We start from the raw sequence: 26,765 nt of genomic DNA, 5'->3' as shown, positions 1-26,765 counted from the left end.
CGCTTTCCACAATCTCCGATAAGATAAACATGCACGTTGGTAGGCGGGAAGTGACCGAAATTCTAAAGAAAACCAAAGCAGCAGCCAGTCTGCTGCTTTTGTCTATTTTGATTTTGGGCTGTACCGAACGCACGCTGCAAATGGACTTCTTAAACAAAGCCATCAACGGCAAGGGCGAGTTCACGATCGACAATCTTACGGGAACGGGATCTTTCGAGTTGGGAGCTTCAGCCGACGGGGTGGATCTTAGCATCACCTGTGACCGCTCCATTGAAAAGATCGAAGCCGAAAATCCACAAACCAAGGTGTGGCGTGATGTCACGGAGCTTGCGACAGGGGCAAAGGTCGACTGTGCCAATGCCGGTAAAGCCACTTTCAAACTGCCGTTAGAACATATCTTCCCTTATGAAACACCCACCGTTGCCGGGGATGCCGCTCACGATTTCCAGATCCGCTGGTATGTGAAGAATCTTGAAGGGGAGACGTTTGTTTTCAACAAGACCCTTTCACTGATAATTTTTGCTCCGGGTGTCAGTTTGACCGCGGAAAGTATTAACACATTGAAGCTGGGCAATCAAAATTACGAAATCAGCGGCACCTGTGAAATCGACGGTGGCGTGGTGAATTTGACCGGACCCTTCGATGGCGGACCACAAAGTGCGAATTGTTCTGGCGGTGTTTTTTCTGCAGCGGTGACTCTGAAAAGTAATTTGGGTGATGGTGTGACCAATATTTCGGTCAACCACATGTCCACGGGCGCTTACCGGGTTTTTGGTTTCGAGCAGAAAGAGGTTTTGGTTGATTTGACGGCTCCGGAGGTGGAGATCACGTCACCAGTCAATAACACCAAGTTCACCCAATCAACTATCAACGCTGACAACACTATCACGGTGCAAGGAACATGTTCTGAAGATTTAATGCCGGTTTCGGTGCAGCTGGATTCAGTTGTACGCGAAGTGACCTGTTCGGCGGTGAGAACTTTTACAGTTGATTTCCTGGCTGGCAATGGATTCCCAACGATCCGTGCTTCCCAGTTCGATCGGGCAGGCAATCAGGGGATGTCTAATCTGGTGAATGTTATCGTGGACCTTGTTGGTCCTGGCGCCTTCACAATCACCGGTGTTCGCACGACGGCGGGTGCTGATGTGACAGCAGATGCATTCCTTCGCGACAAGGGTGCTGTGGTCGATCTGACGATGCCATCAGATTTCAATCAGTTCGAGGCCTATATTAAAGACAGCAGTGGTGCCACCACGTTGTGTGATAAAACTGTGGCGGCTTCGGCTATTGATTTCTCTGCCTGCGTGCTTCAGCAGAACTCAACTTATAAGATTTATGTCTTTGCGGTTGATGCCAATGGTAACAAGACGGCGGCGTCAAATACCGGATTTGCATTCACAACGGATTTCCCGGTTCCGCAAATCACCCGGGTCTATGCGACAGTTCCCGGGGCTCATTACGGCAACTCCACCACGATCAGTCTTCGTGTCGAGTATGATCGTGAACTGAAGGTCATTGGTGGGAACCTGCCCAGCATGGTTCTGAATACCGGAGTCCTTGTGATGGCGGCTTCGCTGCAGGGGGACCAGCGAACACTGCAATTCAACTATGTGGTGTTTGCCGGAAACTATGCTTACCCTCTGGGGGTGACATCCACGAGCCTTAGTAACTGTGCAGGGTGTCTTGTCGACAATGCCAACCCAGTTGTGCAGGCTTCTATGACGTTGCCGGCTGATACGGGTGCCAACGGCCTTAAAGCATCCAACGTGAAAGTCGACGCCCAGGGGCCGGACGTTGCTCCGTCGTTTACATTGGGGGCTGTTGCTCCGCTGTACACGGAATCACCCCTTGTGAATTTCACCTTCCCCTCGGATCCGGATGTGTTGACGGCGGAACTTCGCCTGCAGCAGCAGTCCAACGGGGCCGTCATTCGCGACTGGGTTGAGGTGACAAGTCCGGTGAAATTCTCTTCATTGTCGACAGCTTTGCAGCCCGGTCTGACTTATTCCATGAGTCTGCGTCTGAAAGACCCAATGGGGAACTATAGCAGCACTTTGACAAATAGCTTTGTGGCTTTCTCGTGCCCGGCGGAATTTGTCTATGTTCATAATGCCGGTATTGTAGCGAATCCGTTCTGTATCGGTCAGTATGAAGCTAAGAACGACGGTTCCGCGCGCCCGCGCTTTATTGCTGATCTTGTACCTGAAAGTCTAAGCAATATGGGTTCCGTTTCGCGCTGTACTTCATTGGGGGCAGGCTATGATCTGGTCACCAATGCCGAATGGCGTGCGGTGGCCGATCTGATTGCGAAGCAGGCAGGAAACTGGGCCAGCGGGATTTATGGCTCAGGACTTTTGCATCGCGGGAACAATCAGACCGGGTCTCCAGTGTCTGCCACGGGTGGGGACGTCTGCGCGCCGAATACGGCTATTTGTGCGAGCAATGCTTTAAGAAGAACTCACACGCTTCCTTACGGTCAGACTATCTGGGATTTCGCGGGTAATGCCATGGAAGCGATCAAAGACACCAATAGTGTCATCTACAGCCCGGCCTATGTGTATCCAGCCCAGAACACTGGTGATGCCCTGAATCTGGCATTTGGTACAACGGCCGTGACTTGCAGTGGAGTCGGTGGACCAGAGTACTGTGGTTTTGGTAAGATTGATTTCAGCAATTCGGCGGTGACGGGTGTCTGGCGTGGTGGCGGAACTGGGGATGGCAATTCCGCCGGGATCTTTAGCGCCAAGCGTGCGGCGGATGTGACAGCGGTTCTGACCAACAGCGGATATCGCTGCGTTTATCATCCTTAATTAAAATCTAATTCTTCAGAAAGCGTTTGCTCAGGATGTGGAATCTCCACGTCAGCAGAATTGAAGCAAAGATCAATCCCACCAATAGGCCAATCCAGATTCCCACCGGACCCACGCCCAAATGGAATGCCAGCAGGTATCCACCCGGAAGACCCATCACCCAGTACGCAAAGAATGCGATGATGCTGGGCCATTGGGTGTCGCTCATGCCACGCAAAGCACCGATGGCAACGGCCTGAATACCGTCAAAGATTTCAAAGATCGCAACCACGATAAAGAATTTTGCCGCCCACGCGATCACGTCCTGGTCGGTCACGTAGAACGTCGGGAACCATTCACGCAGAAAGAAAAAGCCCAGAGCACAAAGGGTCATGTAGGCAGCCCCCAGCTTGATCGCGGTGAACCCTGCAAAACGGGCCAGTGAATAATCCCCACGGCCCAGTTCATAGCCTACGCGAATGCTGGCAGCAATGCCGATACCCAAAGTGATCAGGAAGCTTGTGCTGGCAAGACTGATGGTGATCTGGTGCGCAGCCAAAGGTGTTGCGCCAAACCAGCCCATCATTACCGCCGCTGCGGAAAACGCGCCGACTTCAAACAAATAGGTAAGGCCGTTGGGAATTCCCAGGCGAATCATATTTTTCAGCAGGTGATGGTCAAAGCGATGAACCCAGCGTTCGACCAGGTACTTTTTAAAGTGCGGATGAACGTGAACATAAGTGATCATCATCATTGCCATCAGGCAGCGGGCGATCAAAGTGGCCCATGCGGCTCCGTTTAGTCCCAGTTTTGGGAGACCATACAGACCGTGGATCAGAACCCAGTTTCCGGTAATGTTAAAGACAACGCCAAAGATCATCACGTACATGGCTACTTTGGTTTTGCCGATACCGTCGGTGAACTGTTTGTAGGACTGATAAAGCAAGCTTGGCAGAACCGACCAGATGGTGATTTCAAAGAAGCCCGAGCCCATTTCCAGAACTTCGGAAGTCTGGCCAAAGACACTCAAACGGGGCAGTAGCAAATACAGCAAACCGATAACAAAGGCACTGATAGCCAGGGCCACCACCACACTATGGCGAAGCAAAACCCCGCCATAAGGATAATTTTCCTGTCCCTGCATGCGCGCAAACAGCGCCGTCACCGGAGCCAGCATCCCCAGACCGAAAATCAGAAACACGATAAAGACACTGCCGGCAAATGCGGAAGCTCCCAAGGCCACTGACCCCAAGGCGCCTACCATGATCGTGTCAGCCAAAGTGATCAGATTCTGACCGACTTGACCAACGACGATAGGTCCGGACAAGCGGGCCAGCATTTTGCTTTCGTGGATAAATTTAGACTGAGACAACTTCGATGATCTCCGGGAACAGTTCCTTCATGCGAACCTCGATACCCTCTTTCAGGGTGACCGTGGAACTTGGGCAACCGGAGCACGCGCCTTTCATGTGAATGTAAAGCACGTTGTTTTCGTATTTATGGAAGACAATGTCGCCGCCATCAAGCGCCACCACCGGGCGGATTTCGCGGTTCAGAACCGATTTGATATTGCGAGCCATCGGGCTGTCGTTTTCGTTGTCCTCTTCAGCTTCAACGAAAGTCACAACCACCGGTTCATCGCGATCCATGTGTTCCTGGATCAGGCCGGTCAGCGGGTGAGCCAAAAGCTCCCAGTCCACCCAGTCCTGCTTGGTCACGGTGATGAAGTCCGGGCCCACGTAAACAGAGCTGGTCCAAGGGAAGCCGAAGATTTTGGCAGCCAATGGCGAACGTTCAGCATCCTGAACGGTAGGGCAGTCAAAGCCCTGATCCGTGACCTTTTTGTGAAGCAAAAACTTCATCGTGGCTGGATTCGGGGTTGGTTCGAAGCTGACAGGCATTTTTTCACTGGTATTCATACAGACCTCACAGGGACAACGAACATTATACCACAGCATGTTTTCTGCCAAGCGTGTTAATCCGCGAGACGCGCTTGATTATATCCGGAAAACTCAATAAATTTACCCCGCTAATGTGAGCCCAGAAGACAAGTGGCTCGCGAATTTGAGTTTTCTTCATAGGTTATAGGAGATCTAGATGACGCCAAGAGTTAGAGAGATTTTGAGCTGGTACGGAGCTGACAATCCAGGGGTATTGACGAACCTGGCTCGTATGTTGAACCACGGTAAATTGGCTGGCACCGGTAAATTGGTGATTCTGCCTGTGGATCAGGGCTTCGAACATGGACCTGCTCGCTCTTTCGCGAAAAATCCAGATGGCTATGACCCGGCTTACCACGTAGAGCTGGCTATCGAATCCGGTTGCAGTGCTTACGCGGCTCCACTGGGCGCGATCGAAGCTATCGCCCGTGACTATGCGGGTGAAATTCCGTTGATTCTGAAAATCAACAACTCGGATTCTCTTTATGCCAACAAGGCTCCGATCTCTGCGATGACGTCTTATATCGACGACGCTTTGAGACTGGGTTGCGTGGGTATTGGTTTCACAATCTATCCAGGTTCTGCAGAACGCAAACATCAGTATGAAGAAATCGCTCAGGCGGCACGCGCGGCTAAAGAAGCCGGTCTTGCGGTGATCATCTGGTCTTACCCTCGTGGTGAGCAGCTTTCCAAAGAAGGCGAAACTGGCATCGATGTGATCGCATACGCGGCTCATATCGCGGCTCAGCTGGGCGCGCACATCATCAAAGTTAAACCTTCCTCTGCACACCTTGAACAGGCAGCAGCGAAAAAAGTTTACGAAGAACAGGGCATCAAAGTGTCCTCTCAAGTGGACCGCACTCGTCACATCGTTCAGTCCTGCTTCAACGGCAAACGCATCGTGATCTTCTCTGGTGGCGAAGCGAAAAGCACAGAAGATCTGTTGAAGGAAGTGGGCGAGCTGGCACAAGGTGGCGCATTCGGTTCCATCATGGGCCGCAATGCCTTCCAGCGTCCGAAAAAAGAAGCTCTGGAACTTTTGCACAAAGTAATGGAAGCCTTCGCAGGTAAAAAACTATAGGCGCTGCGCGCACAGAGTGCAGGGCCCAAAGGGCCCGTAACTGGAGTAGATATGAGCATCAATGAAAATCCGCTAAGAGCGGAGAAACGTAAAAAACTTCATGCCCTTCGCGAGAAAGGCATCAACCCGTATCCCTACGTCTTTGAAAACAAGGCGAAGATCTCTGAAGTGGTGGCTGAACATTCTGCCACTTTGCAGGCGGGTGAAAAGAAGCCGGAATTCTCTTACCGTATTGCAGGTCGCCTGATGACCCTTCGTATGATGGGTAAGGCTTCTTTCTTCAATATTCAGGATCAGACCGGCACAGTGCAAGTGTACGTGAAAGTGGAAGAGCTTTCTGAACAGGACCGCGCGGCTTTTGAACTGGTGGATCTGGGTGACATCGTCGGTATCGACGGTTTCGTCTTCAAATCCCAAAAAGGTGAATTCTCCATTTACGCAAAATCTTTCCAGATTCTGACGAAAACCATCGAACCTTTGCCGGAAAAATTCCACGGCGTTCAGGATATCGAAATCAAGTATCGTCACAGACATTTGGATTTGATGACCGATGCGGATTCCCGCAAGGTGTTTGAAACACGCTCCAAGATCATCAAAGAAGTTCGTCGCTTCCTTGATGACCGTGGTTTTATGGAAGTGGAAACTCCAACTTTGCAGCCGGTTTACGGCGGTGCTGCGGCGACTCCGTTCACCACGCACCACAAAGCTTTGGACATGAAACTTTACATGCGTATCTCGCCGGAACTTTATCTGAAACGCCTGATCGTGGGTGGTTTTGAGAAAGTTTACGAAATCAGCAAAAACTTCCGTAACGAAGGTATCGACCGCACTCACAACCCGGAATTCGCGTTGCTTGAGTTCTACGAGGCCTACACGGACTACAACTATCAGATGAAACAGTTCGAAGAACTGATCTCTTCTTTGGCTTTGAAAATCACCGGCAGCATGAAGGTGACTTATCAGGGTAAAGAGCTTGATTTCACTCCTCCGTGGAGACGTCTGACGGTTCATGACGGTGTTAAAGAATACGCGGGCATTGATCCGGACAAGGCAACAGATCAAGAGATCTTCCAGGCCATCCGCAAAAACGGTGGCGATATCGATGAGCCGGGTAAACGCGGCGAAATGATCATGGAACTGTTTGAACTGACGGCCGAACAGCACCTGGTGCAGCCGACATTCGTGATGGATCACCCGGTGGAGATTTCTCCGCTGACGAAGATTCACCGTCGCGACAGCCGACTGGTTGAGCGTTTCGAGCCGTTCGCAGCCTGCATGGAAATCGGGAACGCTTACTCTGAGCTGAATGATCCGGAAGACCAGTTGGCGCGCCTGAAAGACCAGGAAGCCAACCGTGCGAAGGACGAAGAAGCTCACCCGATGGACGAAGACTTCCTGCTGGCGATCGACGCTGGTATGCCGCCGACAGGGGGCGTGGGAATCGGTATCGAGCGTATCGTGATGCTGCTGACAGATCGTCCAAGTATCCGCGATATCATCTTCTTCCCGACGATGAGAATCACAAAATAGTGTCTAAAAGGGGAGCGCAAGCTCCCTTTTGTTTTTCAGGGGTTTGTTATGAAGTTTGTTTTGATTGCGGCGCTGGTGGTTTTGAGTGCGTGTCAGATGAAGCCGACGAAGGTGACTGTGCAGGAACCGGTGATGGGTGAAAATGTCACGGCTGAACAGTTGATCAAAGGTAAGACGGCAATTTTGGATGCTCGTCCGGCGTTTGAGTTTAACTTGGCGCATGTGCCGGGCTCTATCAATGTTCGTTGGGAGGACTTTTCTCAAGCCAATCCCAAATCCCGTGGTCTGTTGCAAAATGATCTGTTTGCGATTGCTCGCAGGCTGGCCCTTGTGGGTGTAGATCCGTCAACTCCTGTCGTGGTGCTGGGTAAAGGGGCACAAGGGGCCGGTGAAGAAGGCCGTGTGGCGTGGACGTTGAAAGTGCTGGGCGTGAAAAACGTCTATACTTTGGTTCACACTTCTTACCGTGAAATGAATACGAATCCCAACCGTGAAGCGCCTCTGGTTCGGAACAAGCCTTACTGGAAACCCGAAGTGGCAGAAAACCTTGATACAACTTGGAAAGTGTTCAAGGCGGACGTTACACAAAATGAAAAGCCGGTGATCGTGCTGGATGTGCGCTCCGGTCAGGAGTTCGCATTGCGCAATCTTTCCACGGAAAAATCCGTGAAAGCGCCGGTGGTGAACTTTGAGTGGCGTGAGTTCTTTGACGACAAAGGTCTTCCGTCTAAAAAGATCGAGCGCGCGCTTTATGAAAAGAACATTTCTAAAGACAGCCGTATACTGGTTGTCAGCAATCACGGTGTGCGTTCCGGTGCGGTGGTGTATGCTTTGAATTTCCTGGGCTATAAAAATGCCACAAACTTTGCCGGGGGCTATGAACAATGGAAGTAAACCCGCAGGAACTGATTCAGATTCTGAAGGACAAGATCACTCTGTACGAGCATCTTGGCATCGAAGTAAAAGAAATCAGTTCCTCGCGTGTGCATTTTCGGGTGTCTCTGGATAAAAGTAAAAACCACAAAGGCACAGCCTTTGGCGGCAGTCTGTATGCTTCGGCGGTTCTGGCGGCCTATGCATTGGCTTTGGCAGGGCTTAAACAACGTCATCTTGATACCGAAAACATCGTTATAGCCAAGGGCGAGATCCAGTATCTGCGCCCGGTCGAAACTGATTTCGATATCGTCAGTGAGTTTCCGACAGATGATGATGAAGAGGCGTTCTATCAGGAGCTGCTTTCCAAAAAACGCGTTCGCGGCAAAATCCGCTCTCAGATACTGGGTGACGGCGGTTCTTTAAAGGCTTCCTTGGTCGGCGATTTTGTCGTCAAGTTGTGAGCCAGAATCTCTAAAATTTCAGCCTTTTTGACTGGCTTCACCGCATAGGAATCACATCCACTGCTGACGGCGCGTTGCAGGTCTTCCACCACCGCAGTCGCTGTCAGGGCGATGATCGGTGTGTGTGGAAGTTTGTTCATTTTCTCGTAATATCTGATCAGTTCCGTGGACTTGTATCCGGTCATGATGGGCATTTGCATGTCCATAAAGACCAGGTCGTATTTACGTTCTTTGAATTTTTCAAAGGCCTCCTGACCATTGACGGCTTCGTCACAGTCAAAGGGCAGGCTTTTAAGATAATGAATCATCAGGACGCGGTTGTCTTCAGAATCATCCACCAAAAGCAGACGGAAGCGTTTGTCGGCCGGAAGCTGGTTCCAAACCATGGCGGGCTTGGTCTTTTTCTCGATGTTGCTGCTAAAGTCCGGACGGTGCGGAAGTAAAATTTTGAAAGTAGTGCCGCGACCCGCAAGGCTTTTCATTTCCAGGGTGCCACCCATGATTTCAACCAGGTTTTTGGAAATCACAAGGCCCAGGCCTGTGCCGCCATATTTTCGGTTGATCGTCGGGTCCCCTTGGAAGAACGGCGAAAACAGTTTGGATTGTTTGTCGCGCGGAATACCAATGCCGGTGTCCTGCACCTCGATCAGCAGCTGTTCGGGGGATTCTTTGGTCAGATCGACTTTCACTTTGACGTGACCTTCGGTGGTGAATTTCAGGGCGTTACCAATCAGGTTGAATAAAACCTGACGAAGGCGGGTGGGGTCACCCCATTGCAAGGCTGGGACATCGTTGGATACCTGCAGCTCAAAGTGCAGGCCTTGTTCTTCGGCTTTGATTTGCAGGATTTCAAAAACACTGCGAATGGTGCTGTGAATGTTGTAGCTGACGTTTTCCACCGTGAGGGCTTTGGCTTCAATCTTTGAGAAATCCAAAAGGTCGTTGATCAGGGCCTTGAGGTTTTCCCCGGCGTGGCTGAATAAAGTTAAATATCTTTCCTGATCTTTTGAAAGTTGGGTTTCACGCAGAAGCTCCAGCATTCCCAGGACGGAATTCAGCGGTGTTCTGATTTCATGGCTCATGCGGGCCAGGAACTCCGATTTTGCTCGGGAAGCTTCTTCGGCCTGTTCTTTGGCGGCCTTCAGTTGGCCTTCGGTTTCGCTCAGCTCGCGGATTTTTCCGGTTAAAGATGTCACGGCGGATCCCGTGATTAGCGAGCAGAAACACAAAGTCAGCAGTGTTGCCGGAGTTTGCACTTCAATGAAGGCATTGGACCAGGGCAGATTCGTCATCTTAGGCAGTATGATGGTCAGGAAAACCACCCAGGTATTCACGGCCAACGCGGCGTACATGCCATACCAGGCCGCTGATAGCAGCATCAAAATGCCATAGACGTACCACGTCTGCGGTAAGTGCACGGACACGGCTAAAGCCAGCATTCCGATCAACACGACCGCAAACAAGGCCTTTTCTTTTCGAGTCAGGGTTTCCCAGTGCATCGGGGGAAGGGGTTTGACGGCAAATAATGAAAGATTGCGTTTGCGCAGCCAAGGCGAAATCAGAATCAATGCCGGTATGCTCATAAAGATCGCGCCCGTCAGGTCGCCGACCGTTGTGATCAACGTGCTCCAGCCGAAGAGGGCCCTGTCCTGAATGCCGGTTAAAACAAACAGGGATTGAATCGCAATGGAGCAAATCACTGAAGGAATCAGCAGGCCGTACACAAAATAAAGACTGATATTTTTTGGACTGGGCTTCCAGGCATGGACGTCTTTGAAGCGTTCACGCACCAGGAACCACGAGAAAATCACTTCCAAGGTTTCAGGCAGGGCAAACAGGGGATAAAGTCCCGGACGTGGCAGACCAAAAAGCGAAATCGCAACCAGAGCATTCAGGAAAACGGCCGCAAAAACCCGCGGTCCCCACCACAGGGCCATGATCACGCCAAAGTTGATTGGGAAATAGATCCAATAGATCCCCTGGGAAACCTTGAAGGCGAGGCTTAGGAATGTGCCTCCAAGTAAAATGAAGAAAGGAAGGACCCAGGTCCACCATGGCAGTTGCTTTTGGTTCATGCCTTTAGTTTAGAGTGAAAGAACCTTGGCAACTAAACGAGAAGCTATGAATATGCTAAAGGTCAATACGGGGAGCTTTGTAGTAAGTCTGGCCAAAGCACAGGCCCACGGCGCAGGCATTAAAGTTGATGCAGCCGCCTTCTTTTTGCACACGATAAATGTCATCTTCAAGAATGTCGTCCATACCGCGAGAAAGAATCCCGACAATTTCACCTTGAGCATTGTACAGCGGAGATCCCGAACTGCCAGAGAACGTGTCCACCTGGACTTTGAAAGTGTGCATCTCAGAACTGTCAGAAAGCACGTGTGCGTAATCTTTTTTTACCGGCAGCCCCAGCGGGTGTGACAGACTTAAAAGAGTTTGATTGGGTTTCAGCAGAACTTCTTTGGCAATCTTTGCCGGGCGAACTCCGGGAACGGGACGATCCAGTTCCAGAATTGCGTAGTCGATATTTTTTCTGATGTTTAATTCAAACTTCACGATGCTTTTGCAGCTGTAGATTTCAGAGGAGGGCAACATCGCTTGACGGGATTTTTCTTCGGTCCATCCGAAAATAAACTGACTGTCGTCGCATTCTTTTTGATTTTCCACGCAGTGGCCCGCCGTCAGTACCAGATTGGGGCCAATCAAAGTCCCGGAACAAAACCCCAACGTCGGTTGGGTCAGAAATTTTTCATCCGGGCAAAGCGGGTAAAGCTGTTCCAGTGGTGTTGAGTTCAGTTTGATGGCTGAATTTTGCGCCTGCGCCAGGCGATAAGAATGAACCAAGACGGCCGTGGCCTTGACCAGTTCTTTTTCCGCTGACGACGAGGTGCTGACATCTTCACGGGTGTCGCCGTTATAGATGGCACCGGGAGCCTCTATCTTGGATAAAGATTCAGGGGCCGAGCCCGTGCAGGCGGCCAAGGTCAGCGGCAGAAGGGCGCAGACAAGGGATCTCATTTTTTAGATCCTTTAGAATCAGTCAGTCCGGCCACTTGTCCATTGAGGGCAATAAAGCCGTCTTCATGAGGACCGCCTTTTTTCGGATTGATGTGCAGCCAATGGATCACGGCCTTGTGGGGAGAATACCTGTCCACCACAAAGTCACCGCAGGCGATGACGCGATCGCCGGGTTGGTATTCAGGAAGCTTGCCGTATTTCACGTTATAGATCACTTCAACACGGTCGTCGTCGGTGTTCAGGTTTTCATCCAGATCCACTTCAAAGTGCACATGTCCCTGACGGTCTTCCATCAGGCGCACCAGGGTGCCGTCCACAAAAGCGCGGGCGGTGAATTTGTTTTCCATAAACTCGCGCCAGGTCAGCACCTGACTTTCGTTGAATTCCATACGGTCTTTGCGATCGAAACATTGAGGAATGCGATCGCTGGCAAATGCCGAACACGAGATCATAACAAGAAAGAAAATAAGCGGTTTCATAGGTGCTGAATATAACAGGATTTTGGGGAGGTTCTGATGATCATTTCCCCTCTGGAAAAGCTTTCAGGTGGTGTCTAAAATTTGGCCGTTTTTGCTGGTGAACTTTTGGGCGAAAGACAATAAACGTCACTCGGTGGATTTCTGCACTTTTCCCTCTGAAAATCTGGTAAAACAGGGTTCCAAAACCGCGAGGTGTATGATGCTTAAGAAACTTTCTTTGACTTTATTATCGGTGACGATGCTTGCGGCCTGTGGGCAGCAAAACACCGCAGAAATTCTGTCGGAAGACTCGCAATCCGCGGTCATTGGGGGTGAAAAAGTCGAAGTGGGCAGTCGAATCATGCGTTCCACCGTAGGGCTGTATGATGAAGGCTCTGGTACGTTGTGTACGGGAACTTTGATTTCCAAAGAACTGGTGTTGACGGCCGCACATTGTGTGACCCCGGGTTCCACGCATCAGTTGGTGTTCTTTACGGATGATATTAAAAACATGAATGCTTATAATTCCCGATATGCCATCAAATCTTTGCGCCATGAGGACTATGAACGAAACCGTGGCCGCAAATATGACACTGCCGACATCGCGCTGGTCCGAATCCGGGGCGAATATATTCCGGTGGGTTATGCTCCGGCACCGATCTTTGCGGACTTTCAAAGCCTGAAAAAAGGTTCCGAAGTGGTGGTCGCAGGATATGGACTGAGCTGGGCGTGGGGCGTGAAAAAGGGTTCTGGAACTCTTCGCACCACGAAGTTGAAAGTGGGTAATGCCCGCCATGGACAAAACGAGATTCTGATCGATCAGTCGGTTAAAAAAGGGGTGTGCAGTGGCGACTCGGGCGGCCCGGCCTACATCGAAAAGAACGGTGACTTGTATCTGATGGGTGTGACCAGCCGGGGTGATTCGCTGGCGACACCGCTGACGCCGAAGTGTTTTCAGTTTTCCATTTACTCGCGGGTCGATGCTTACCTTCCTTGGATCAAAAAGACTTCCGCATTGTTGTTGAAGGATCGTTAAGCAGCCGCGTCGTGAAATCGAAAACGCGCTTCACATTGCCCAAACAAAACAGCTAGACTTAGGTGTTGAAGTTTATCTACCACGAAGGGAATCGTGTATGGGCAGCATCGTATCGTTCATCAATCAAAAAGGTGGCGTGGCTAAAACCACCACCGCAATCAACGTGGCATCTCAGTGGGCAAAAGAAGGCAAAAAGGTTCTTCTGGTTGACCTTGACCCTCAGTCTTCCGCAACTCGCGCGATCTTTGGCGACGAGGACTTTGAAGACACAATCTATGACGTTATTACCGGTGAAGTGCAGGCGCAGGACGCGGTGGTTTTCTCTGAAGCCTTCGGCATCGACGTGATCCCGTCGGAAATCATGCTGAGTGGTATTGAGATCTCCATGTCCACCAAGTTTGGCCGTGAAAGCATCTTGAAAAGAGCCCTGGCGGAAATCAAGGAAGAATACGACATCGTAGTGATCGACTGTTCTCCGTCTTTGGGGCTTTTGACTGTGAATGCGCTGATTGCCTCCAAGGACATCGTGATTCCGATCTGTCCAGAGTACTTCTCTTTGATGGGTATTGATCTGATTCTAGAGACTTTGAAAAGCATCAAAAACGGTCTTGGCCACACCATCAACGTGCGTGGGATCATCATCTCCAAGTACCGCAACCGCCGTATCGTGGAAAAGGTCATCCAGGATCTTCGCACGAACTATTCCATCCCGGTGTTTAACAACTTTATTCCTGAATCCATCGCGGTCGAGGAAGCTCACCACAAGCATCTGCCGGTGAATGACTTTTCTCCGAAAAATCCGGCGGGCCTTGCTTTGGCAAGCCTGGCTCAGGAAATGTGGAATTGAAAAAGCACAACCCCTTGTTTTTAGATTCAACCCAGCCCGTTGGTGACAAATTGATCACCAACGTGGAGCTATTGGATGCGAGTCTGGCGCCAGGGGAATCGTTGTATCTTGAGGTGACTGACAGTTTCGGGGTGCAGCAGAAGTTCGCTCTTAAGACTGTGGCGACGAAAAAGTCCGTGCGCCACAGTGCCGAGCTTTGGTTGAATCAAAACGAGCAGATCAAGTACAGATTCATTCTGATCTCTGCCGGAGCCGAGCTGCTATCGACCCCAGAGAAGACCGCCCTTGCTGTCGGCGCAATCTCTGAAAAGTGGGATCCTGCCACGACTGTAAAGGCCTCGGCCGCGCCCAAGGCGAAGAAGGCAAATCCCAAAGCACCCAAGTCCTCTGAAATCAAGAAAACCGCTTCTATCAAGTCCCAAGGCCTTCTAGGCACCGCTCAAGACTATCAGCAGATGAAGTTCCTGCTGGGTGAGTTGGAATAGCCTTTCAGAAGCGATTACTTCGCCCCAGCCTCGATCCAGCGTTTCATGTAGCTTAGCTCAGCCTCGGTTAGAGGAGCCAGCATCGTGTTGCCTCTTTGTGGGGGCATGAAGCGTTTATTCATTCCCGGCACTGTCACTTGGTACAAGACGCTTTCTTCCGCAGTGGCAGCGAGCAGGTTGTGTTTTTGAAGGTCCGCCACCGTTTCAAGGATCGTGCGACGGGCCGTTTCCGTGCTATGGCAGACCATGCACTTTGGATCCAGGATTTCTTTTTTCAGATTTTCAAAACTTAATTCCAGCGTCGCCAGATCTGTTTCCGGTTTCTGAACCGGGGCTTCGGCATCGCCACAGTTGGAAAGTTCGCCGACCTTCTGAACATCAGAACGGCTGCGCACCTGATCGTCGATCCAGGTTTCAAGGATTTGTTTTTCGCAGGCATTCAAAGGCTGATAGCCCGCAGAACGAGGCGGCATGGAACCTTTGTTGATCGCGCCAAGAATGGCGTCTTTTTGTGCCAATACTTTTTCGGCCGTGTTCATGCTGCGACCACCGGAGGTGTGACACTCAAGGCAGGTGCTCAGCGCTGTGGATTTTACCACATCGAAGCTTACTTTTTCGTTTTGGAATTTACTGAAACCTTTGATCTCAAGACCACCGGTTTTAAACAGACCCAATTCTTCCATTGGGTAGCTGCAGCCCATAAGTGTTAGTCCCAAAACCGCCAAGAAAACGAAGTGCTTTTTCATAGTGGCAAAGGTTCTATCAAATTTTGGTGAAGTCGGGGGATTTGATTCAGTGCCGAAGAATAAAATACAAGGGACTGTCAGCTTTTTCGACAGCCCCCGAGTGGATAAAGCCTATTTTTTAAGTTTTAAAGGCTGAAACGGAGCCACAGAAGCCGGCTTACGACCGCCGCGGGCGGCATCAATACAGCTTTGCCGCTGGGTATCGCTGGCCTCGGTATTTTCTCCGCATTTGGATAGCTCGGCCGGGTTGTAGCTTTGTCCCTGAATGCTGTTCCAGCATGCCCAGAAGGCCTTGTCGTCTTGTTGCAGGTGGCAGACCGTGGCGGCATACCAGTCGACGTTTTCGGTTTTGGTGCGTTCTTGGCATTCGGTGATTTCTTTTTCGCCGATGAAGCGTTCGCAGAAACCGGCAGGGTTGGTGGGCTCTAGCGCAATGGCAATCAGCGGGACACAGGCAATAAGAACCAAAGAATGCAAAACGAGCTTCATCTAAGCGACCTTTATTTTGAAAAGTACTGAATACATGGCCTTTAGCATGTCGGGATCATAGCGACCTGCCAGCTTTTCCTTCATCATGGTGACAGCATCAATCGGCGTCATCGGCACGTTGTAAGATCTTTGCGTGGTCATGGCGTCATAGGTGTCAGTGATGGCAACAATTCTTGCAAACGGGTGGATTTCTTCCGCGACCAATTGTTGAGGATAGCCGTTACCAGCCCAGGATTCGTGGTGCTCAAAGCACGCGGCTTTGATGGCATCACTGATGTTCGGGTGGTTGTTCAAAATCACCAAGCCATATTGCGGGTGCATTTTCATTTGCTCCCACTCAGCATCCGACAGACCGCCTTTTTTACAAAGGATGTCCAGGCTGACGTTGCGCTTACCGATGTCGTGGAAAAGAGCGCCCACGCCCAGCTCTTCCAAAGTTTTTGCATCATACCCTAGGGCTTTACCCAAACCCAACGAATAGATGCTGACGTCCAAAGAGTGATTGTAAGTATAGAAATCATGCCCGGACAAAGAAATCATAAAGCCCATGGCTTCCGGAGCATTTTCCATCAGATCAATGAAATCCGTGATGATCGGGCGGGACTCATCCAGGGCCTTGTTCACATCCGGATTTTCAAAAAGATCTTCCATCAAAGCGACCGAGGATTCACGCAGGATCTTGGCTTTATCAAACGGGTTCAGCAGGTCCGAGTTCATTTCTTCTTTCACCCAGTCGCGATAAGTCTGCTTGTCTTCCATGCGCACGAAGAAAGAATCGCCCGTGTCACGTCCGTGCAATGTTTTGATTTTACCGGAAGCCAGCTTATCACCCGCTCGCAGATACAAAATATGTTTACCATCCACAAGGATGTAAATGTCAAAACTGGTGACTTTGTCGGGGCGAATTGTGCTGAGGCGGATGCGGAAGTAAGTCGTGGAATCCATAGGAAAATTCTGCCACGGAAGGGGACTTGAAGGAACTAAATCCGCAATAAACAAACAGCTCGGTCCTTGGTCTAGAAGCAAAGGGGCGAGTGCCCCTCACAACGTTTCAATGCGGGACGGGATTTAGCGTTTCAGCAGCATCTGCACTGGAGTCATTCCCGTGCTAAAAGGAGCCGCACTGGTTCGAGTCATCGACCCGTCGGTGCCTAAGTGATACTGCAATATTTGGTTTTCAATATAGTCAAGCACGTATGCGGATTTTCCGGCAGCATCCACAGTCACGGTTTCAGGTGAAGTCCCCGCAGCCACCGTGGACTTAAGCGCCAGTGTTCCACTGGTTTGAGTTTCATAAACACTGACGGTGGATGAAAACGCGTTGGCTACATACAAGTGGTCGCCACTGATGGTCATGCCTTGCGGGCTTGATTCCGTCGTCATCACTTGGCGAGATTGCAAAGTGCCATCTGAACCAATGGCAAACACTTCGACTTCGTCGGTGCTGCAGCTAAGCACATAGATGAATTCACCTTGTGAGGTCTTATGTGAAGTGATCGGGCCTGAAGGACAGCCTTGCGAAGTCACCCGGTCCGGCACTAGCGGCGTCAGTGCGCCATTGCTGGCCACCGCATATTGGGAAATGCTGGCGTCAAGAATGTTCACCACATAGGCGTACTGACCCTGACTGGAAAAAAGCATGCTCAATGGCCCCGCAGTGTGGGGAGTGGTCGCAAGCGCGGTCAAGCGACCATCGCTGCCTTTGCTGTACTGAGTGATGGATTCGCTGCGCAAGTTCAGCGAATAAACAAAGCGCCCATCCGGAGAAATCTGCACAGACTGCGGGAATTCTTCCGTGGCGACGATGCCCAGTGATTGCAGTTTTCCATCACTGCCAATCTGAAACTGCGAAATCGTGTCATCACTGGCGTTCACCACATAAAGGTGCTCTTGGTTTTGATCCATCAAAAGTGACTTTGCATAACCACCGACGGACGCGACCTCCAAGGGTGCCAGTGAACCATCCAGGGCAATGGAAAAAACACTGACGCTGTCATCGGAAGAATTCAGCACATAAGAAAACCTGGCCGGAGCAGGCGTGGGTGATGGGGAGGGGTCAGAGCCAGAACTGCCGGCACAGGCAGCAAGAGTCAGTGTCCAAAGCAAAGTCAAACCAAGGCGCAGGGTTTTCATGGGGTTCTCCGTAAAAAAACTAGCGCCCAGGGGCGCTAGTGACGACAAGTCGAAGGATGGATGGGTTGTTACCGGGAACCAGCTCGATTTCTTCGTCCAGAATCATGAAGCCAGCGCGGCACAGTTCCTGACGAATCACTTCAGCGGGTGGCAGTCTTTTTTGTGCTGTCCAGTGACGGCCATTCATGGCAACCACACCCGGAGCATCTGATTCTGGAGTTTGTCTCCACAAGATATAGTCGGCATCCAGGCAAATGGACTCGAAGCTGTCATCCGGATCGAACTGCGGGCTTAGGATGCAGGTGCGAATCACCAGTTTGCCATCTTCAGCCAGCATTTTACGAAGGCTTTGCAGGAAGCGCGCACGATCCAGTGGCAGTGGAATGTGAGTCAGGCAGTCACGATCGTGGATCAGATCGAATTTTTCCTGCAGCTGCTCGATTTGCAGGCTGCCGCCCACGCGGAAGGAAATATTCAAGTGCTGCTCCATCGCCATTTTGTGAACAATCGCCACAGAAGAACGGTACATGTCGTAAGCCGCCACTTGCATGCCCAGTTCGGCCAGAGCCATGGCGCAAACTCCATGAGCTGCCCCCATATCCAAAGCCTTCAATCCTTGTGGGTTCGGGAACAGATCAGCGCAGACATCTTGCAGGTACTCGACGTGATTGCGTTCAGTCAGGCCGTTCAGGGCCACCAGGTTTTCACCGTTGATGGCAGTTTTGTGATTGTGAGTGCGGATGAATTGTTGGTATTGAGCTTTCATAAGATCTCCTTTATGCCAACCTATAAAGCACAGGCGGTGCCAGCGGATTTCGCTCTGTAAAGGGCTTAATTTCGAGCTGAAACAGCCCCCGCCGGGTTCCCGGCAGGCTGCGTTGCCGGGGGTTCGGCAGTTGCCGAAATCCCGGTGAATGGGTCATAATCCCTGCATGCCTCTTCGTCTGGATACGCAAATACAATTTCTTAAAGGTGTAGGTCCCAAATTAGGGGATCTGTTTTCCCGTAAAGGTCTAAAGACCTTGGGGGACCTTTTTGAGTTCTATCCCCGAGCCTACGAAGACCAGCGCGCAGCCAGAAACATTTCAAGCCTGCGCCCGGATGACATTGTCAGCATCAAGGCCACGGTCGTTGCCGTTCACAGTGTGAACATGGGGCGTTCGGCGCGTAAGATGTATGACGTTCTGGTCAGGGATGCCTCAGGTCAGATTCACTGCAAATATTTCCGTGTGCCTTACAAAGGCTACTTTGAACGCTTTAAGCCCTTCACCGAAGTTCGCGTGGTGGGAAAAGTCACCGAGTACCGCGGTCGTTTGGAATTCCATCATCCTGATATCAAGGATGTGGAGCCTGATGAAGAAACCCAGGATGCGCTGATTCCGCTGTATACGGAAATCGAAGGCCTTGCCACGGCCAAGATCATGAAGCTTGTTCGTTCCGCGTTTGCGCAAATTGAAGAGTGGCCGGAAGAGGCCTTCCCCAAATGGATGCGCGAAAAGTACAATCTGATTCCGCGCAAAGACGCTTTGAAGGACATCCATTTTCCGGATCCGAACAAGGCCAAGGAATATTCCGAATTTAAAACCAATGCTCAAAAACGCATCATCTTTGATGAGTTCTTCTGGTTGGAGCTTTACCTGGCTTCAAAAAAAGCAGGCTTCCAGAAAGAAGGCGCTCCGCAAATCAGAAACTCGGGCGAAAAGATGCGGGCATTGCTTCAATCGTTGCCATTTGAAATGACGGGCGCACAAAAGCGCGTCTTTACTGAAATCAAAGCCGATCTGGAAAAAGGTCACCCTATGCATCGAATGGTTCAAGGGGACGTGGGAAGCGGAAAGACTCTTGTAAGCTTTATGGCTGCCATCTATGCCGCAGAAAGCGGTTATCAATCCTGTTTGATGGCGCCGACAGAAATCCTGGCTGAACAGCACTTTAAAAATGCGCGCAAGGTGCTTGAGCCCTTGGGTATCCGGCTGGGGCTGCTGGTGGGTAAATCCAAAGCCTCTGAAAGAAAAACTTTGCTGGCCGCTTTGGCAGCCGGAGAGATTGACTTGATTATCGGCACCCATGCTTTGATCGAAGATGAAGTGCAATTCTCAAATCTGGGGCTTGTGATCATCGATGAACAACATAGATTCGGGGTTGAACAGCGCGGGGTTTTGAAAAACAAAGGCAACTCGCCGCACTTCCTGGTGATGACGGCAACTCCGATCCCAAGGACACTGGCGATGACAGTGTACGGGGACTTGGATGTTTCCATTATCGATGAAATGCCGGCAGGTCGAAGCCCTATCCAAACGCGCGCCACATTTGAAAGCAAACGCCCTCAAGCCCTGCAGTTCATGTTGGAACAAGTGCAAAAAGGCCGACAGGCCTATATCGTGTATCCTCTGGTGGAGGAAAGCGAAAAGATCGACTTGAAAGATGCGGTTTCAGAATACGAAAAACTGAAAGAGCTTTATCCGCAGCTGAAAATTGGTCTTTTGCACGGGAAGATGAAACCTGACGAAAAAGATCAGGTCATGGATCAGTTTCGCAGAAATGAAATTCAAGTGCTGGTTTCAACCACCGTCATTGAAGTCGGTGTCGACGTGCCGAATGCCAATATCATGATCATCGAACACGCTGAGCGCTTTGGTCTGTCGCAGCTGCACCAGTTGCGCGGTCGCGTAGGCCGGGGAGAATACAAAAGCTTCTGTATTCTGATCATGGGCTATGCGGTTTCTGAAGAAGGCAAAGCCCGCACCGAGATGATGGAAAAGACATCAGACGGATTTAAGATCGCCGAGTTCGATCTTGAAATGCGCGGGCCTGGTGAATTCATGGGGACCAGGCAGTCGGGCCTTTCCGGCTTTAAGCTGGCAAATCTGGTGCGTGATATGGCCATCTTGCAAGAGGCGCGTGAAGCGGCCTTTGAAGTTTTGCGCAAAGATCCAAAACTCTCATATTTAGAGAATCAAGGGTTGAAGGCCGAGCTGTTGCGTGAGCACGGGCCCGCAGCGCTTGCGGGTATCGCCTAATATGAACACCTTTCCTGTTTGAAATATTCGTGTGTCACTCTGAGAAAATGACTTAAGTGCGTGTTGTTAAGGACCGATCAATATTTGGATCCTAACTGAACGTCTTAAGGAATTGGAATGACCACGAACTATATCCGCAATCTGCTCATTGCAATCAGTTTTCTGCTGCTCACCGCGTGTTCGCTGGATGCAGAATTTTTCGAACGGATGAAGTCCACGGACAGTGGTTCTTCCGACGTCAGCTTTAAACTTTCCGATTTGCCGACGGATGTTCCGGAATCATTCCCCTATTATGGACAAGTTCAGGTCAGTGGTATTTCCAGTGCCATGTCCGTATTCAGCACGATGACACTTTCTTTGGAAGACAGCACTTGCGCGGGGCTGGCGATCAGCGATGAAGGCTGGATTTCCGGTGTGATCGACAAAGTCTCGGGCGAGACCTGTGATTTTAAAGTCAAGGTGATTCAAGGTTCTTACTCTGCGGTTTCCGGCGTTGTCAGTCTGGGAGTGCAAAACAGCCTGCAGCTGACTCTTTCCCAGGAAAACTTCAGCTTTGATTCCGGTGCGCCAACACAAACGACAGTGTTGAACCTGTCAGCTCCGGCGCCCTTTGCAACTTATCTTGATTACTCTATATATTCAGCCAACTCCGAATCTGCGCTGTTTAACGGTTTGAACACCGGGAAGATTCTGGTTCCTGCCGGTGCTACTTCGGTCAGTATTCCCCTGACTTTGCAAGCGGGGCTTTCTTTGTCATCCGCCGAACATCAAACCATTCAGCTTAACAGTGGTATGAGTGGGCTTAAACCAAAAATTGAATTGGCCATTCCGTTGGAACTTGGCGCCGGTGCTCCGGCGCAAGTCTTTCAGGAAATCGATGCCGGTGATACTCACGTCTGCGCGATCACGTCAGGTAAACTTTATTGTTGGGGTAACAACGATAAATACCGCCTGGGCTTGGGGGCCGGCGATCAGGACAATCGCACAAAGCCTGTCCGTGTGGGAAGCTCCACAACGTGGCAAAAGGTGGCTTTGAGTGATGAGGGAACTTGCGGCATCAACGATGGCAAACTCTATTGTTGGGGACGTAACGATTCCGGTCGTTCTGCGACGGGATCAACACTGCCAGCGGAAGTCACAGAGCCCACTCAAGTGGGAGGCAACTCGGACTGGCAGGATTTGACAGGCGGGGCGCATTTCTCGTGCGGTATCAGATCCGGTGAGCTTTATTGCTGGGGTTATAACCAGTTTGGTCAGCTCGCCACCGGAGATATTCTGACAAAATACAGTCCCACAAGAATTGGCGCTAGCACAACCTGGCAGAAGATTTCTGCCGGGGCATCGCATGTGTGCGGTATCGATTCCGGGAAGTTGTATTGTTGGGGAGGCGGGGCCCGCAAACAATTGGGTAATAATGCCAGCACGACCCGCCAGCAGACCATTCTGCAGGTGGGTGTTTCCACTACATGGGAAGATGTTGTCGGCGGTTCGGATCACACGTGTGGTATCAACGATGGCAAACTTTACTGCTGGGGTGACAACTCGGACGGCGAGCTGGGCTTGGGCGAGGCCGAAGCTGGGAATATCATCGGCGCGATTTCACAAGTGGGCTCTTTCGGTGACTGGGAAAGTCTGACTGGTGGAGGCAATCACACATGCGGTATTCGTAACGGTGGCGATCTTTATTGTTGGGGCGCTGTCAGTTATCAGGACGAAGTTTGGGAGCCTACTCGCATCGGTTCGGACAGCACCTGGAATAAAATCAGCACAAGCTATTATATGACCTGCGGGATTAACAACGGCTCTGTGTTGTGTTGGGCGCATGAAGAAAACACTATTAACTATATTGGATTGGGCGAGGATCGGGCTGAGATTGCCCACAAACCTCACCGCGTGGGGTTGTCTTCAACTTGGTCTTTGCCAAGTGCGGGATATGGTCATTCATGTGCGATCAATGCGGGTCGCCTGTACTGCTGGGGTGATAACTCAACATTCCAGTTGGGGCAAAATGACAATGGATCTTTGACGTCCACTATTGTTCCTCAGCAAGTTGGAAATTCCAAAGCCTGGCAGAAAATCGCCAGTGGTGGGCCGCATACCTGCGGCATTAAAGAGGGTGAATTGTACTGCTGGGGCTTGAATGTCGGATTTGATTTTGGTGGGGGAGGCCCACCTCCACCACCACCTCCTCCGGGCGGCGGTGGCTTTATGCCGATGAGTGTTTCGCCTTTGTCGCAAATTCCAGCGCGCGTGGGGTCTTCCAAGGCGTGGACGGCCATTGCCGCGGGTTCCGGGCAGTTGTGCGGAATCAACGGTGGAAAAATGTATTGTTGGGGGCAGAACTCTGACGGGCAGATGGCGGCTGATCCGGCCACGGTGCCTTTGGTGGAAGAGCCTACTCAAGTTAGCACTTCTGATAAATGGCATGCCGTGGGGATCAGCTCCTATCATTCCTGCGGTATCGATGACGGCAAACTGTATTGCTGGGGCTACGGCGATGACGGGGAATTGGGTGACGGTAATAACACTTCTTCCCACACGCCGGTCCGAGTGGGCTCTGATTCTGATTGGACCGCCGTTGTGGCAGGCAACCTGCATACGTGTGGTATTCGCTCAGGTCAGCTTTACTGTTGGGGTGGATCCTATCAGGGGGCTTTGGGGACCGGAAGCATGGTTGATGCATCGACTCCGCAGCGTGTGGGCGTCTCGTCATCTTGGACTGAGATTGCCTCGGGCTTTGAAAATAGTGCTGTCTGTGGCATTGATGGCGGCAAACTGTTCTGCTGGGGTTCTGATGGCTGGGGGCAGCAGGGGAATGGCTCGGCCTTCACGGGCGCAGAAGTTGTTCCGATTCAGCTGGGAACTTCCGCCAATTGGCAAAAAGTTTCAATCGGTGAAAGAAATGTGTGCGCGGTGAATGCAGGGAAACTCTTCTGCTGGGGCGGCAATAATAACGGCCAATCAGCACTTCCGCCGACACCGGGCGCAGCTGATCCGACAACGCCAACGCTGATCACTGGTTTCTAAGAAAAAATAGCGGAACATTTTGCTGTTGCATCCGCGAATTTTGTTTGTCATCCTTTTCTTAGATCACAAGGATGTGCTCTTATGAAATTGATCTTCAGCGTAGTTACGGCAACAGTTTTATTCTCTCTTCAGTCATTGGCGGCGGCACCTTCTTACAAGGTGAATATGCGCGTCGGTTTGAAGGGGGCTTCTCCTATTTCTATCAATACGGTTGCAAAATCCGGCAAGAAAAGCTTCGTCAGTGAAATCTCTGACGATGGACAAAGCGAAACACTGGTGGAAGTGTTTGCTCGCAAATCCCAAGTGAATAAAAAAGACGGTCTTTATATGGATGTGACCGTGACAAAACGTGTGCGTGGGCAAAAGAAACTCGCGGAACGCGCTCAGATTTTTGCTCCTGACAATCAAGAGATGGAATTTGGCATGAATTCCAAAGGTCGCACGGCAGGGAATCTTTCTCTGGCAGTGATGGCTCATCAGCTTTAAAAAATCACTCAGCGCATCAATATACTAAGTACCCCTTGCGACTGGACTTCGGTCGTGATCTGATTTTGTACTCAGAGGGGGTATTATGAATCATCTTGTGAAGGGCATCACGGTCTCTACGGTCGCGGCAGTTCTTTCTGTCTGCGCAGCACAAGCAGGCACGGTATTGAAATTCAATGCGGGCGCTATCGACACCAACAAACTTACCAGCAACTACGCTGCTTCCTGGATGATGGAAGCCAAAGAAACTGAATACATCGTTCAGTTCAAAAAAGCGGTGACTGAAAAAGACAAAGCAGCCCTGAAGGCAGCTCAGTTTGAAGTGTTCGGCTATCTTCCTGATGATGCTTTGGTTGTTCGCGGGATCTACTCTGATCTTGTGACTTTCAAAACGACTCACCCTGGTGTTCAGGCCGTGGTGAAATACTCCGCTCAATATAAAGTGAGCACTTCTTTTGCTCCAGCCAGCGTCTTTACTAAAGACAACATGGTTGCAGTTCTTGTGAACACTTTCAAATCCCATGAAGTGGAAGTGATCGCCTCTAAAATTGAAAAAATGGATGTTAAAGTAGCGGTTCAAGTTGTTGATGGAAAGCACATCACTGCTTTGATTCCTCGCGGGCTTGTTCCGGCGGTGGCTGCTTTGACGGGTGTTGAGCACGTTCAACCGGCTCCAGTGATTGAATCCTTGCACTTCGCGATGGATGAAGACCTGGCAGATCAGGTTTCTGCAACTGCAGCGGGTGATTATTCAGACCTGACGGGTGATGAGTCCGGCACTCGTTTGATGAATTTCGATGCAGCTTGGGCTTTGGGTTATGCAGGTAAAGGTCAGACTGTTTCCATGGCGGATACAGGTCTTGATTCCGGTAACACCGGCGCGATCCACCAGGATTTCGCAGGGGGCGTGATCTCTGGTTATCCGTTCGGTTTGTGGTCTAAATCATGGTCTGATCCAATGGGTCACGGCACTCACGTTGCCGGATCTGTGATGGGTCGTGGTACTGCTTCCAAAGGCTTGCTGAAAGGCGGCGCTTATGAAGCTAACATGGTCGCTGAAGGCATGTGGTCCCCGATGATGAAGAACTTGAGTGTTCCATCCAAACTAGGGGATTTGTTTGAAAAAGCGTTCGCTGATGGCGCCCGCATTCATACCAACTCTTGGGGTGGTGCTCGTACCTTCGGTGCTTATGATAACTTCGCAGTTCAAGTGGACGAATGGTCTTACGCGAATCCGGACATGTTGATTCTGTTTGCGGCTGGTAACAGCGGTACCGACAAAAACAAAGACGGCCGTATTGATTCCAACTCCATGGCTTCTCCGGGCACAGCGAAGAACGTTTTGACTGTGGGCGCTTCTGAAAACGTCACCAAATCCGGTGGTATTCAGGTTCCAATTAACAAACTTCGTTCTGCAAAAGACGAGTGGCCGGCTGAACCAATCTACAGCTCTTACATTTCTGACAATGGCAACGGTTTGGCGATGTTCTCGTCCCGTGGTCCAACGACAGATGGTCGTACGAAGCCTGATATCGTGGCTCCGGGGACTAATATCCTGAGTGTGTTCTCTCAGGAAAAAGACGCTTCTCCACTTTGGGGCGCTTACAACAAAGACTATGTATGGTCTGGTGGTACGTCCATGGCGACTCCGTTGACGGCGGGTGCTGCGGCGATTGCTCGTCAGGTTCTTGTTGAAAAATTGGGCATCAAAAACCCATCGGCTGCTTTGATGAAGGCAACTATGCTTCACACTGCGGTTGATATGTACCCAGGTCAGTTCGGTGAAATCGGTGCGGCTCGTGGTCAAGAGATCCTGACTCGTCGTCCGAACTCTGATGAAGGATACGGTCGCGTGGATGTGGCTAACATCGCCAACTTGGGTGGTGCTACACAGTTCGTCGACAACCGTCAGGGTGTGGCTCAAGGAGCTGAGGTTTCCTACGAATTTACTTTGAATGCGCCAGGCAGCCTGTATGCGAACCTTGTTTGGACGGATGCGCCGGGTTCGGCGAATGCGGCCCAAGCGTTGGTGAATGACTTGGATCTGGTTCTGACTTTGCCAAATGGTCAGACCCTGAGCATGAACGATCACATCAACAACCTTGAGATGATCGAAAAGTCCGGCCTGCCGGCGGGTACTTACAAGCTGACTGTAAAAGGCTTTAAAGTTCCGCAAGGTAAGAACGGGGCTCAAGCTTATGCTCTAGTCTATACGGCTAAATAGGTCACATTAGGCATTGTAAGTAATTGAAAATACTATTAAAAGGCTCGGGTGACCCCGGGCCTTTTTTGCTTTTCAAAGGGCTCTGAAATAATTTCCAATGCGCTGCTCCCGTTTGATAA

General features: G+C 50.9%; 22 protein-coding genes. 12 read left to right on the top strand and 10 right to left on the bottom strand.

What is annotated here, in order from left to right:
- The first annotated feature begins 29 nt into the window (after window positions 1-29).
- On the top strand, window positions 30-2,810 hold the full coding sequence (locus tag BDT_RS11505) for a hypothetical protein (protein ID WP_041577742.1): 2,781 nt from the start codon (window positions 30-32) through the stop codon (window positions 2,808-2,810).
- Between the two features lie 7 nt (window positions 2,811-2,817).
- Here BDT_RS11505 and BDT_RS11500 read toward each other — a convergent pair whose 3' ends face one another.
- Together BDT_RS11500 and BDT_RS11495 are read right to left on the bottom strand one after the other, a co-directional pair.
- Entirely contained in the window at window positions 2,818-4,161 is a 1,344-nt protein-coding gene (locus BDT_RS11500; RefSeq protein WP_235046099.1) for an MATE family efflux transporter, read from the bottom strand.
- Window positions 4,148-4,708, bottom strand: coding sequence for a NifU family protein (locus BDT_RS11495; protein WP_015091415.1), 561 nt, complete (start codon window positions 4,706-4,708; stop codon window positions 4,148-4,150). Before BDT_RS11495 ends, BDT_RS11500 begins: the two co-directional genes overlap by 14 nt.
- Window positions 4,709-4,886: 178 nt before the next feature.
- Here BDT_RS11495 and BDT_RS11490 point away from each other — a divergent pair, with 178 nt between their 5' ends.
- From BDT_RS11490 to BDT_RS11475, 4 genes are read left to right on the top strand one after another with little or no spacing between them, the layout of a single operon-like run.
- Complete coding sequence (locus BDT_RS11490) at window positions 4,887-5,810, top strand: class I fructose-bisphosphate aldolase (RefSeq protein ID WP_041577739.1); 924 nt, start codon at window positions 4,887-4,889, stop codon at window positions 5,808-5,810.
- Window positions 5,811-5,861: 51 nt separating this feature from the next.
- Complete coding sequence (gene lysS, locus BDT_RS11485) at window positions 5,862-7,340, top strand: lysine--tRNA ligase (RefSeq protein WP_015091412.1); 1,479 nt, start codon at window positions 5,862-5,864, stop codon at window positions 7,338-7,340.
- Window positions 7,341-7,388: 48 nt separating this feature from the next.
- Complete coding sequence (locus tag BDT_RS11480) at window positions 7,389-8,234, top strand: sulfurtransferase (RefSeq protein WP_015091411.1); 846 nt, start codon at window positions 7,389-7,391, stop codon at window positions 8,232-8,234.
- Window positions 8,225-8,677, top strand: coding sequence for a YiiD C-terminal domain-containing protein (locus tag BDT_RS11475; protein WP_041577737.1), 453 nt, complete (start codon window positions 8,225-8,227; stop codon window positions 8,675-8,677). Before BDT_RS11480 ends, BDT_RS11475 begins: the two co-directional genes overlap by 10 nt.
- Here the strand turns inward: BDT_RS11475 and BDT_RS11470 are convergent.
- From BDT_RS11470 to BDT_RS11460, 3 genes are read right to left on the bottom strand one after another with little or no spacing between them, the layout of a single operon-like run.
- Complete coding sequence (locus BDT_RS11470; RefSeq protein WP_015091409.1) at window positions 8,611-10,752, bottom strand: ATP-binding protein; 2,142 nt, start codon at window positions 10,750-10,752, stop codon at window positions 8,611-8,613. The two genes, BDT_RS11475 and BDT_RS11470, sit on opposite strands and share 67 nt — an antisense overlap.
- Window positions 10,753-10,807: 55 nt before the next feature.
- Window positions 10,808-11,695 (bottom strand): trypsin-like serine peptidase, encoded by an 888-nt coding sequence (locus BDT_RS11465; protein WP_015091408.1) that lies wholly within the window; start codon window positions 11,693-11,695, stop codon window positions 10,808-10,810.
- Window positions 11,692-12,174, bottom strand: a complete 483-nt coding sequence (locus BDT_RS11460) for a DUF3465 domain-containing protein (protein ID WP_235046098.1) — start codon at window positions 12,172-12,174, stop codon at window positions 11,692-11,694. Before BDT_RS11460 ends, BDT_RS11465 begins: the two co-directional genes overlap by 4 nt.
- Window positions 12,175-12,244: 70 nt before the next feature.
- Between BDT_RS11460 and BDT_RS11455 the strand changes: the two genes are divergently transcribed.
- The 3 genes from BDT_RS11455 (at window position 12,245) to BDT_RS11445 (ending at window position 14,521) form a co-directional block, all read left to right on the top strand.
- Window positions 12,245-13,189 carry a S1 family peptidase gene (locus tag BDT_RS11455; RefSeq protein ID WP_015091406.1) on the top strand — a complete coding sequence of 315 codons (945 nt, stop codon included), beginning with the start codon at window positions 12,245-12,247 and terminating at the stop codon, window positions 13,187-13,189.
- Window positions 13,190-13,286: 97 nt separating this feature from the next.
- On the top strand, window positions 13,287-14,036 hold the full coding sequence (locus tag BDT_RS11450) for a ParA family protein (RefSeq protein WP_015091405.1): 750 nt from the start codon (window positions 13,287-13,289) through the stop codon (window positions 14,034-14,036).
- Window positions 14,027-14,521: a hypothetical protein gene (locus BDT_RS11445; protein WP_015091404.1), complete on the top strand. Its 495-nt coding sequence runs from the start codon at window positions 14,027-14,029 to the stop codon at window positions 14,519-14,521. The genes BDT_RS11450 and BDT_RS11445 overlap by 10 nt, the downstream gene beginning before the upstream one ends.
- A gap of 14 nt (window positions 14,522-14,535) precedes the next feature.
- On the opposite strand, the gene BDT_RS11440 is transcribed toward BDT_RS11445, so the two are convergent.
- The 5 genes from BDT_RS11440 to BDT_RS11420 all read right to left on the bottom strand — a co-directional run bounded on the left by BDT_RS11440 (window position 14,536) and on the right by BDT_RS11420 (window position 18,655).
- Window positions 14,536-15,267 (bottom strand): hypothetical protein, encoded by a 732-nt coding sequence (locus BDT_RS11440; protein WP_041577735.1) that lies wholly within the window; start codon window positions 15,265-15,267, stop codon window positions 14,536-14,538.
- 111 nt (window positions 15,268-15,378) lie between these two features.
- The gene (locus BDT_RS11435; protein ID WP_015091401.1) at window positions 15,379-15,756 is read right to left on the bottom strand and encodes a hypothetical protein; all 378 of its coding nucleotides are present in this window, start codon (window positions 15,754-15,756) and stop codon (window positions 15,379-15,381) included.
- A complete protein-coding gene (locus tag BDT_RS11430; RefSeq protein ID WP_015091400.1) occupies window positions 15,757-16,701 on the bottom strand; it encodes an HD-GYP domain-containing protein in 945 nt (314 codons plus the stop codon).
- Between the two features lie 123 nt (window positions 16,702-16,824).
- Window positions 16,825-17,889: a lactonase family protein gene (locus tag BDT_RS11425; RefSeq protein WP_015091399.1), complete on the bottom strand. Its 1,065-nt coding sequence runs from the start codon at window positions 17,887-17,889 to the stop codon at window positions 16,825-16,827.
- 19 nt (window positions 17,890-17,908) lie between these two features.
- Window positions 17,909-18,655, bottom strand: coding sequence for a class I SAM-dependent methyltransferase (locus BDT_RS11420; RefSeq protein ID WP_015091398.1), 747 nt, complete (start codon window positions 18,653-18,655; stop codon window positions 17,909-17,911).
- Between the two features lie 166 nt (window positions 18,656-18,821).
- Between BDT_RS11420 and recG the strand changes: the two genes are divergently transcribed.
- From recG to BDT_RS11400, 4 genes are all read left to right on the top strand, one after another.
- Window positions 18,822-20,909: an ATP-dependent DNA helicase RecG gene (gene recG / locus BDT_RS11415; RefSeq protein ID WP_015091397.1), complete on the top strand. Its 2,088-nt coding sequence runs from the start codon at window positions 18,822-18,824 to the stop codon at window positions 20,907-20,909.
- A gap of 117 nt (window positions 20,910-21,026) precedes the next feature.
- Window positions 21,027-23,936: an RCC1 domain-containing protein gene (locus tag BDT_RS11410; protein ID WP_015091396.1), complete on the top strand. Its 2,910-nt coding sequence runs from the start codon at window positions 21,027-21,029 to the stop codon at window positions 23,934-23,936.
- An 81-nt stretch (window positions 23,937-24,017) separates the two neighbouring features.
- Window positions 24,018-24,422, top strand: coding sequence for a hypothetical protein (locus BDT_RS11405; RefSeq protein ID WP_015091395.1), 405 nt, complete (start codon window positions 24,018-24,020; stop codon window positions 24,420-24,422).
- Between the two features lie 85 nt (window positions 24,423-24,507).
- Entirely contained in the window at window positions 24,508-26,646 is a 2,139-nt protein-coding gene (locus BDT_RS11400; RefSeq protein WP_015091394.1) for a S8 family serine peptidase, read from the top strand.
- Window positions 26,647-26,765 lie beyond the last annotated feature (119 nt).

The organism is Bdellovibrio bacteriovorus str. Tiberius, from assembly GCF_000317895.1.
Taxonomy (GTDB): Bacteria; Bdellovibrionota; Bdellovibrionia; order Bdellovibrionales; family Bdellovibrionaceae; genus Bdellovibrio; species Bdellovibrio bacteriovorus_F.
Note: the sequence above shows the minus strand (reverse complement) of the source record. Positions and strands in the feature narration are given on the sequence as shown.

Excerpts from the sequence above, each read along its gene's own strand:
- BDT_RS11430 (WP_015091400.1), bottom strand. The coding sequence starts at position 16,701 with ATGGATTCCACGACTTACTTCCGCATCCGCCTCAGCACAATTCGCCCC.
- BDT_RS11465 (WP_015091408.1), bottom strand. The coding sequence starts at position 11,695 with ATGAGATCCCTTGTCTGCGCCCTTCTGCCGCTGACCTTGGCCGCCTGC.
- BDT_RS11450 (WP_015091405.1), top strand. The coding sequence starts at position 13,287 with ATGGGCAGCATCGTATCGTTCATCAATCAAAAAGGTGGCGTGGCTAAA.
- BDT_RS11440 (WP_041577735.1), bottom strand. The coding sequence starts at position 15,267 with ATGAAAAAGCACTTCGTTTTCTTGGCGGTTTTGGGACTAACACTTATG.
- BDT_RS11435 (WP_015091401.1), bottom strand. The coding sequence starts at position 15,756 with ATGAAGCTCGTTTTGCATTCTTTGGTTCTTATTGCCTGTGTCCCGCTG.
- BDT_RS11505 (WP_041577742.1), top strand. The coding sequence starts at position 30 with ATGCACGTTGGTAGGCGGGAAGTGACCGAAATTCTAAAGAAAACCAAA.
- recG (WP_015091397.1), top strand. The coding sequence starts at position 18,822 with ATGCCTCTTCGTCTGGATACGCAAATACAATTTCTTAAAGGTGTAGGT.
- BDT_RS11475 (WP_041577737.1), top strand. The coding sequence starts at position 8,225 with ATGGAAGTAAACCCGCAGGAACTGATTCAGATTCTGAAGGACAAGATC.
- BDT_RS11420 (WP_015091398.1), bottom strand. The coding sequence starts at position 18,655 with ATGAAAGCTCAATACCAACAATTCATCCGCACTCACAATCACAAAACT.
- BDT_RS11400 (WP_015091394.1), top strand. The coding sequence starts at position 24,508 with ATGAATCATCTTGTGAAGGGCATCACGGTCTCTACGGTCGCGGCAGTT.
- BDT_RS11460 (WP_235046098.1), bottom strand. The coding sequence starts at position 12,174 with ATGAAACCGCTTATTTTCTTTCTTGTTATGATCTCGTGTTCGGCATTT.
- BDT_RS11490 (WP_041577739.1), top strand. The coding sequence starts at position 4,887 with ATGACGCCAAGAGTTAGAGAGATTTTGAGCTGGTACGGAGCTGACAAT.
- BDT_RS11495 (WP_015091415.1), bottom strand. The coding sequence starts at position 4,708 with ATGAATACCAGTGAAAAAATGCCTGTCAGCTTCGAACCAACCCCGAAT.
- lysS (WP_015091412.1), top strand. The coding sequence starts at position 5,862 with ATGAGCATCAATGAAAATCCGCTAAGAGCGGAGAAACGTAAAAAACTT.
- BDT_RS11405 (WP_015091395.1), top strand. The coding sequence starts at position 24,018 with ATGAAATTGATCTTCAGCGTAGTTACGGCAACAGTTTTATTCTCTCTT.
- BDT_RS11410 (WP_015091396.1), top strand. The coding sequence starts at position 21,027 with ATGACCACGAACTATATCCGCAATCTGCTCATTGCAATCAGTTTTCTG.
- BDT_RS11425 (WP_015091399.1), bottom strand. The coding sequence starts at position 17,889 with ATGAAAACCCTGCGCCTTGGTTTGACTTTGCTTTGGACACTGACTCTT.
- BDT_RS11480 (WP_015091411.1), top strand. The coding sequence starts at position 7,389 with ATGAAGTTTGTTTTGATTGCGGCGCTGGTGGTTTTGAGTGCGTGTCAG.
- BDT_RS11470 (WP_015091409.1), bottom strand. The coding sequence starts at position 10,752 with ATGAACCAAAAGCAACTGCCATGGTGGACCTGGGTCCTTCCTTTCTTC.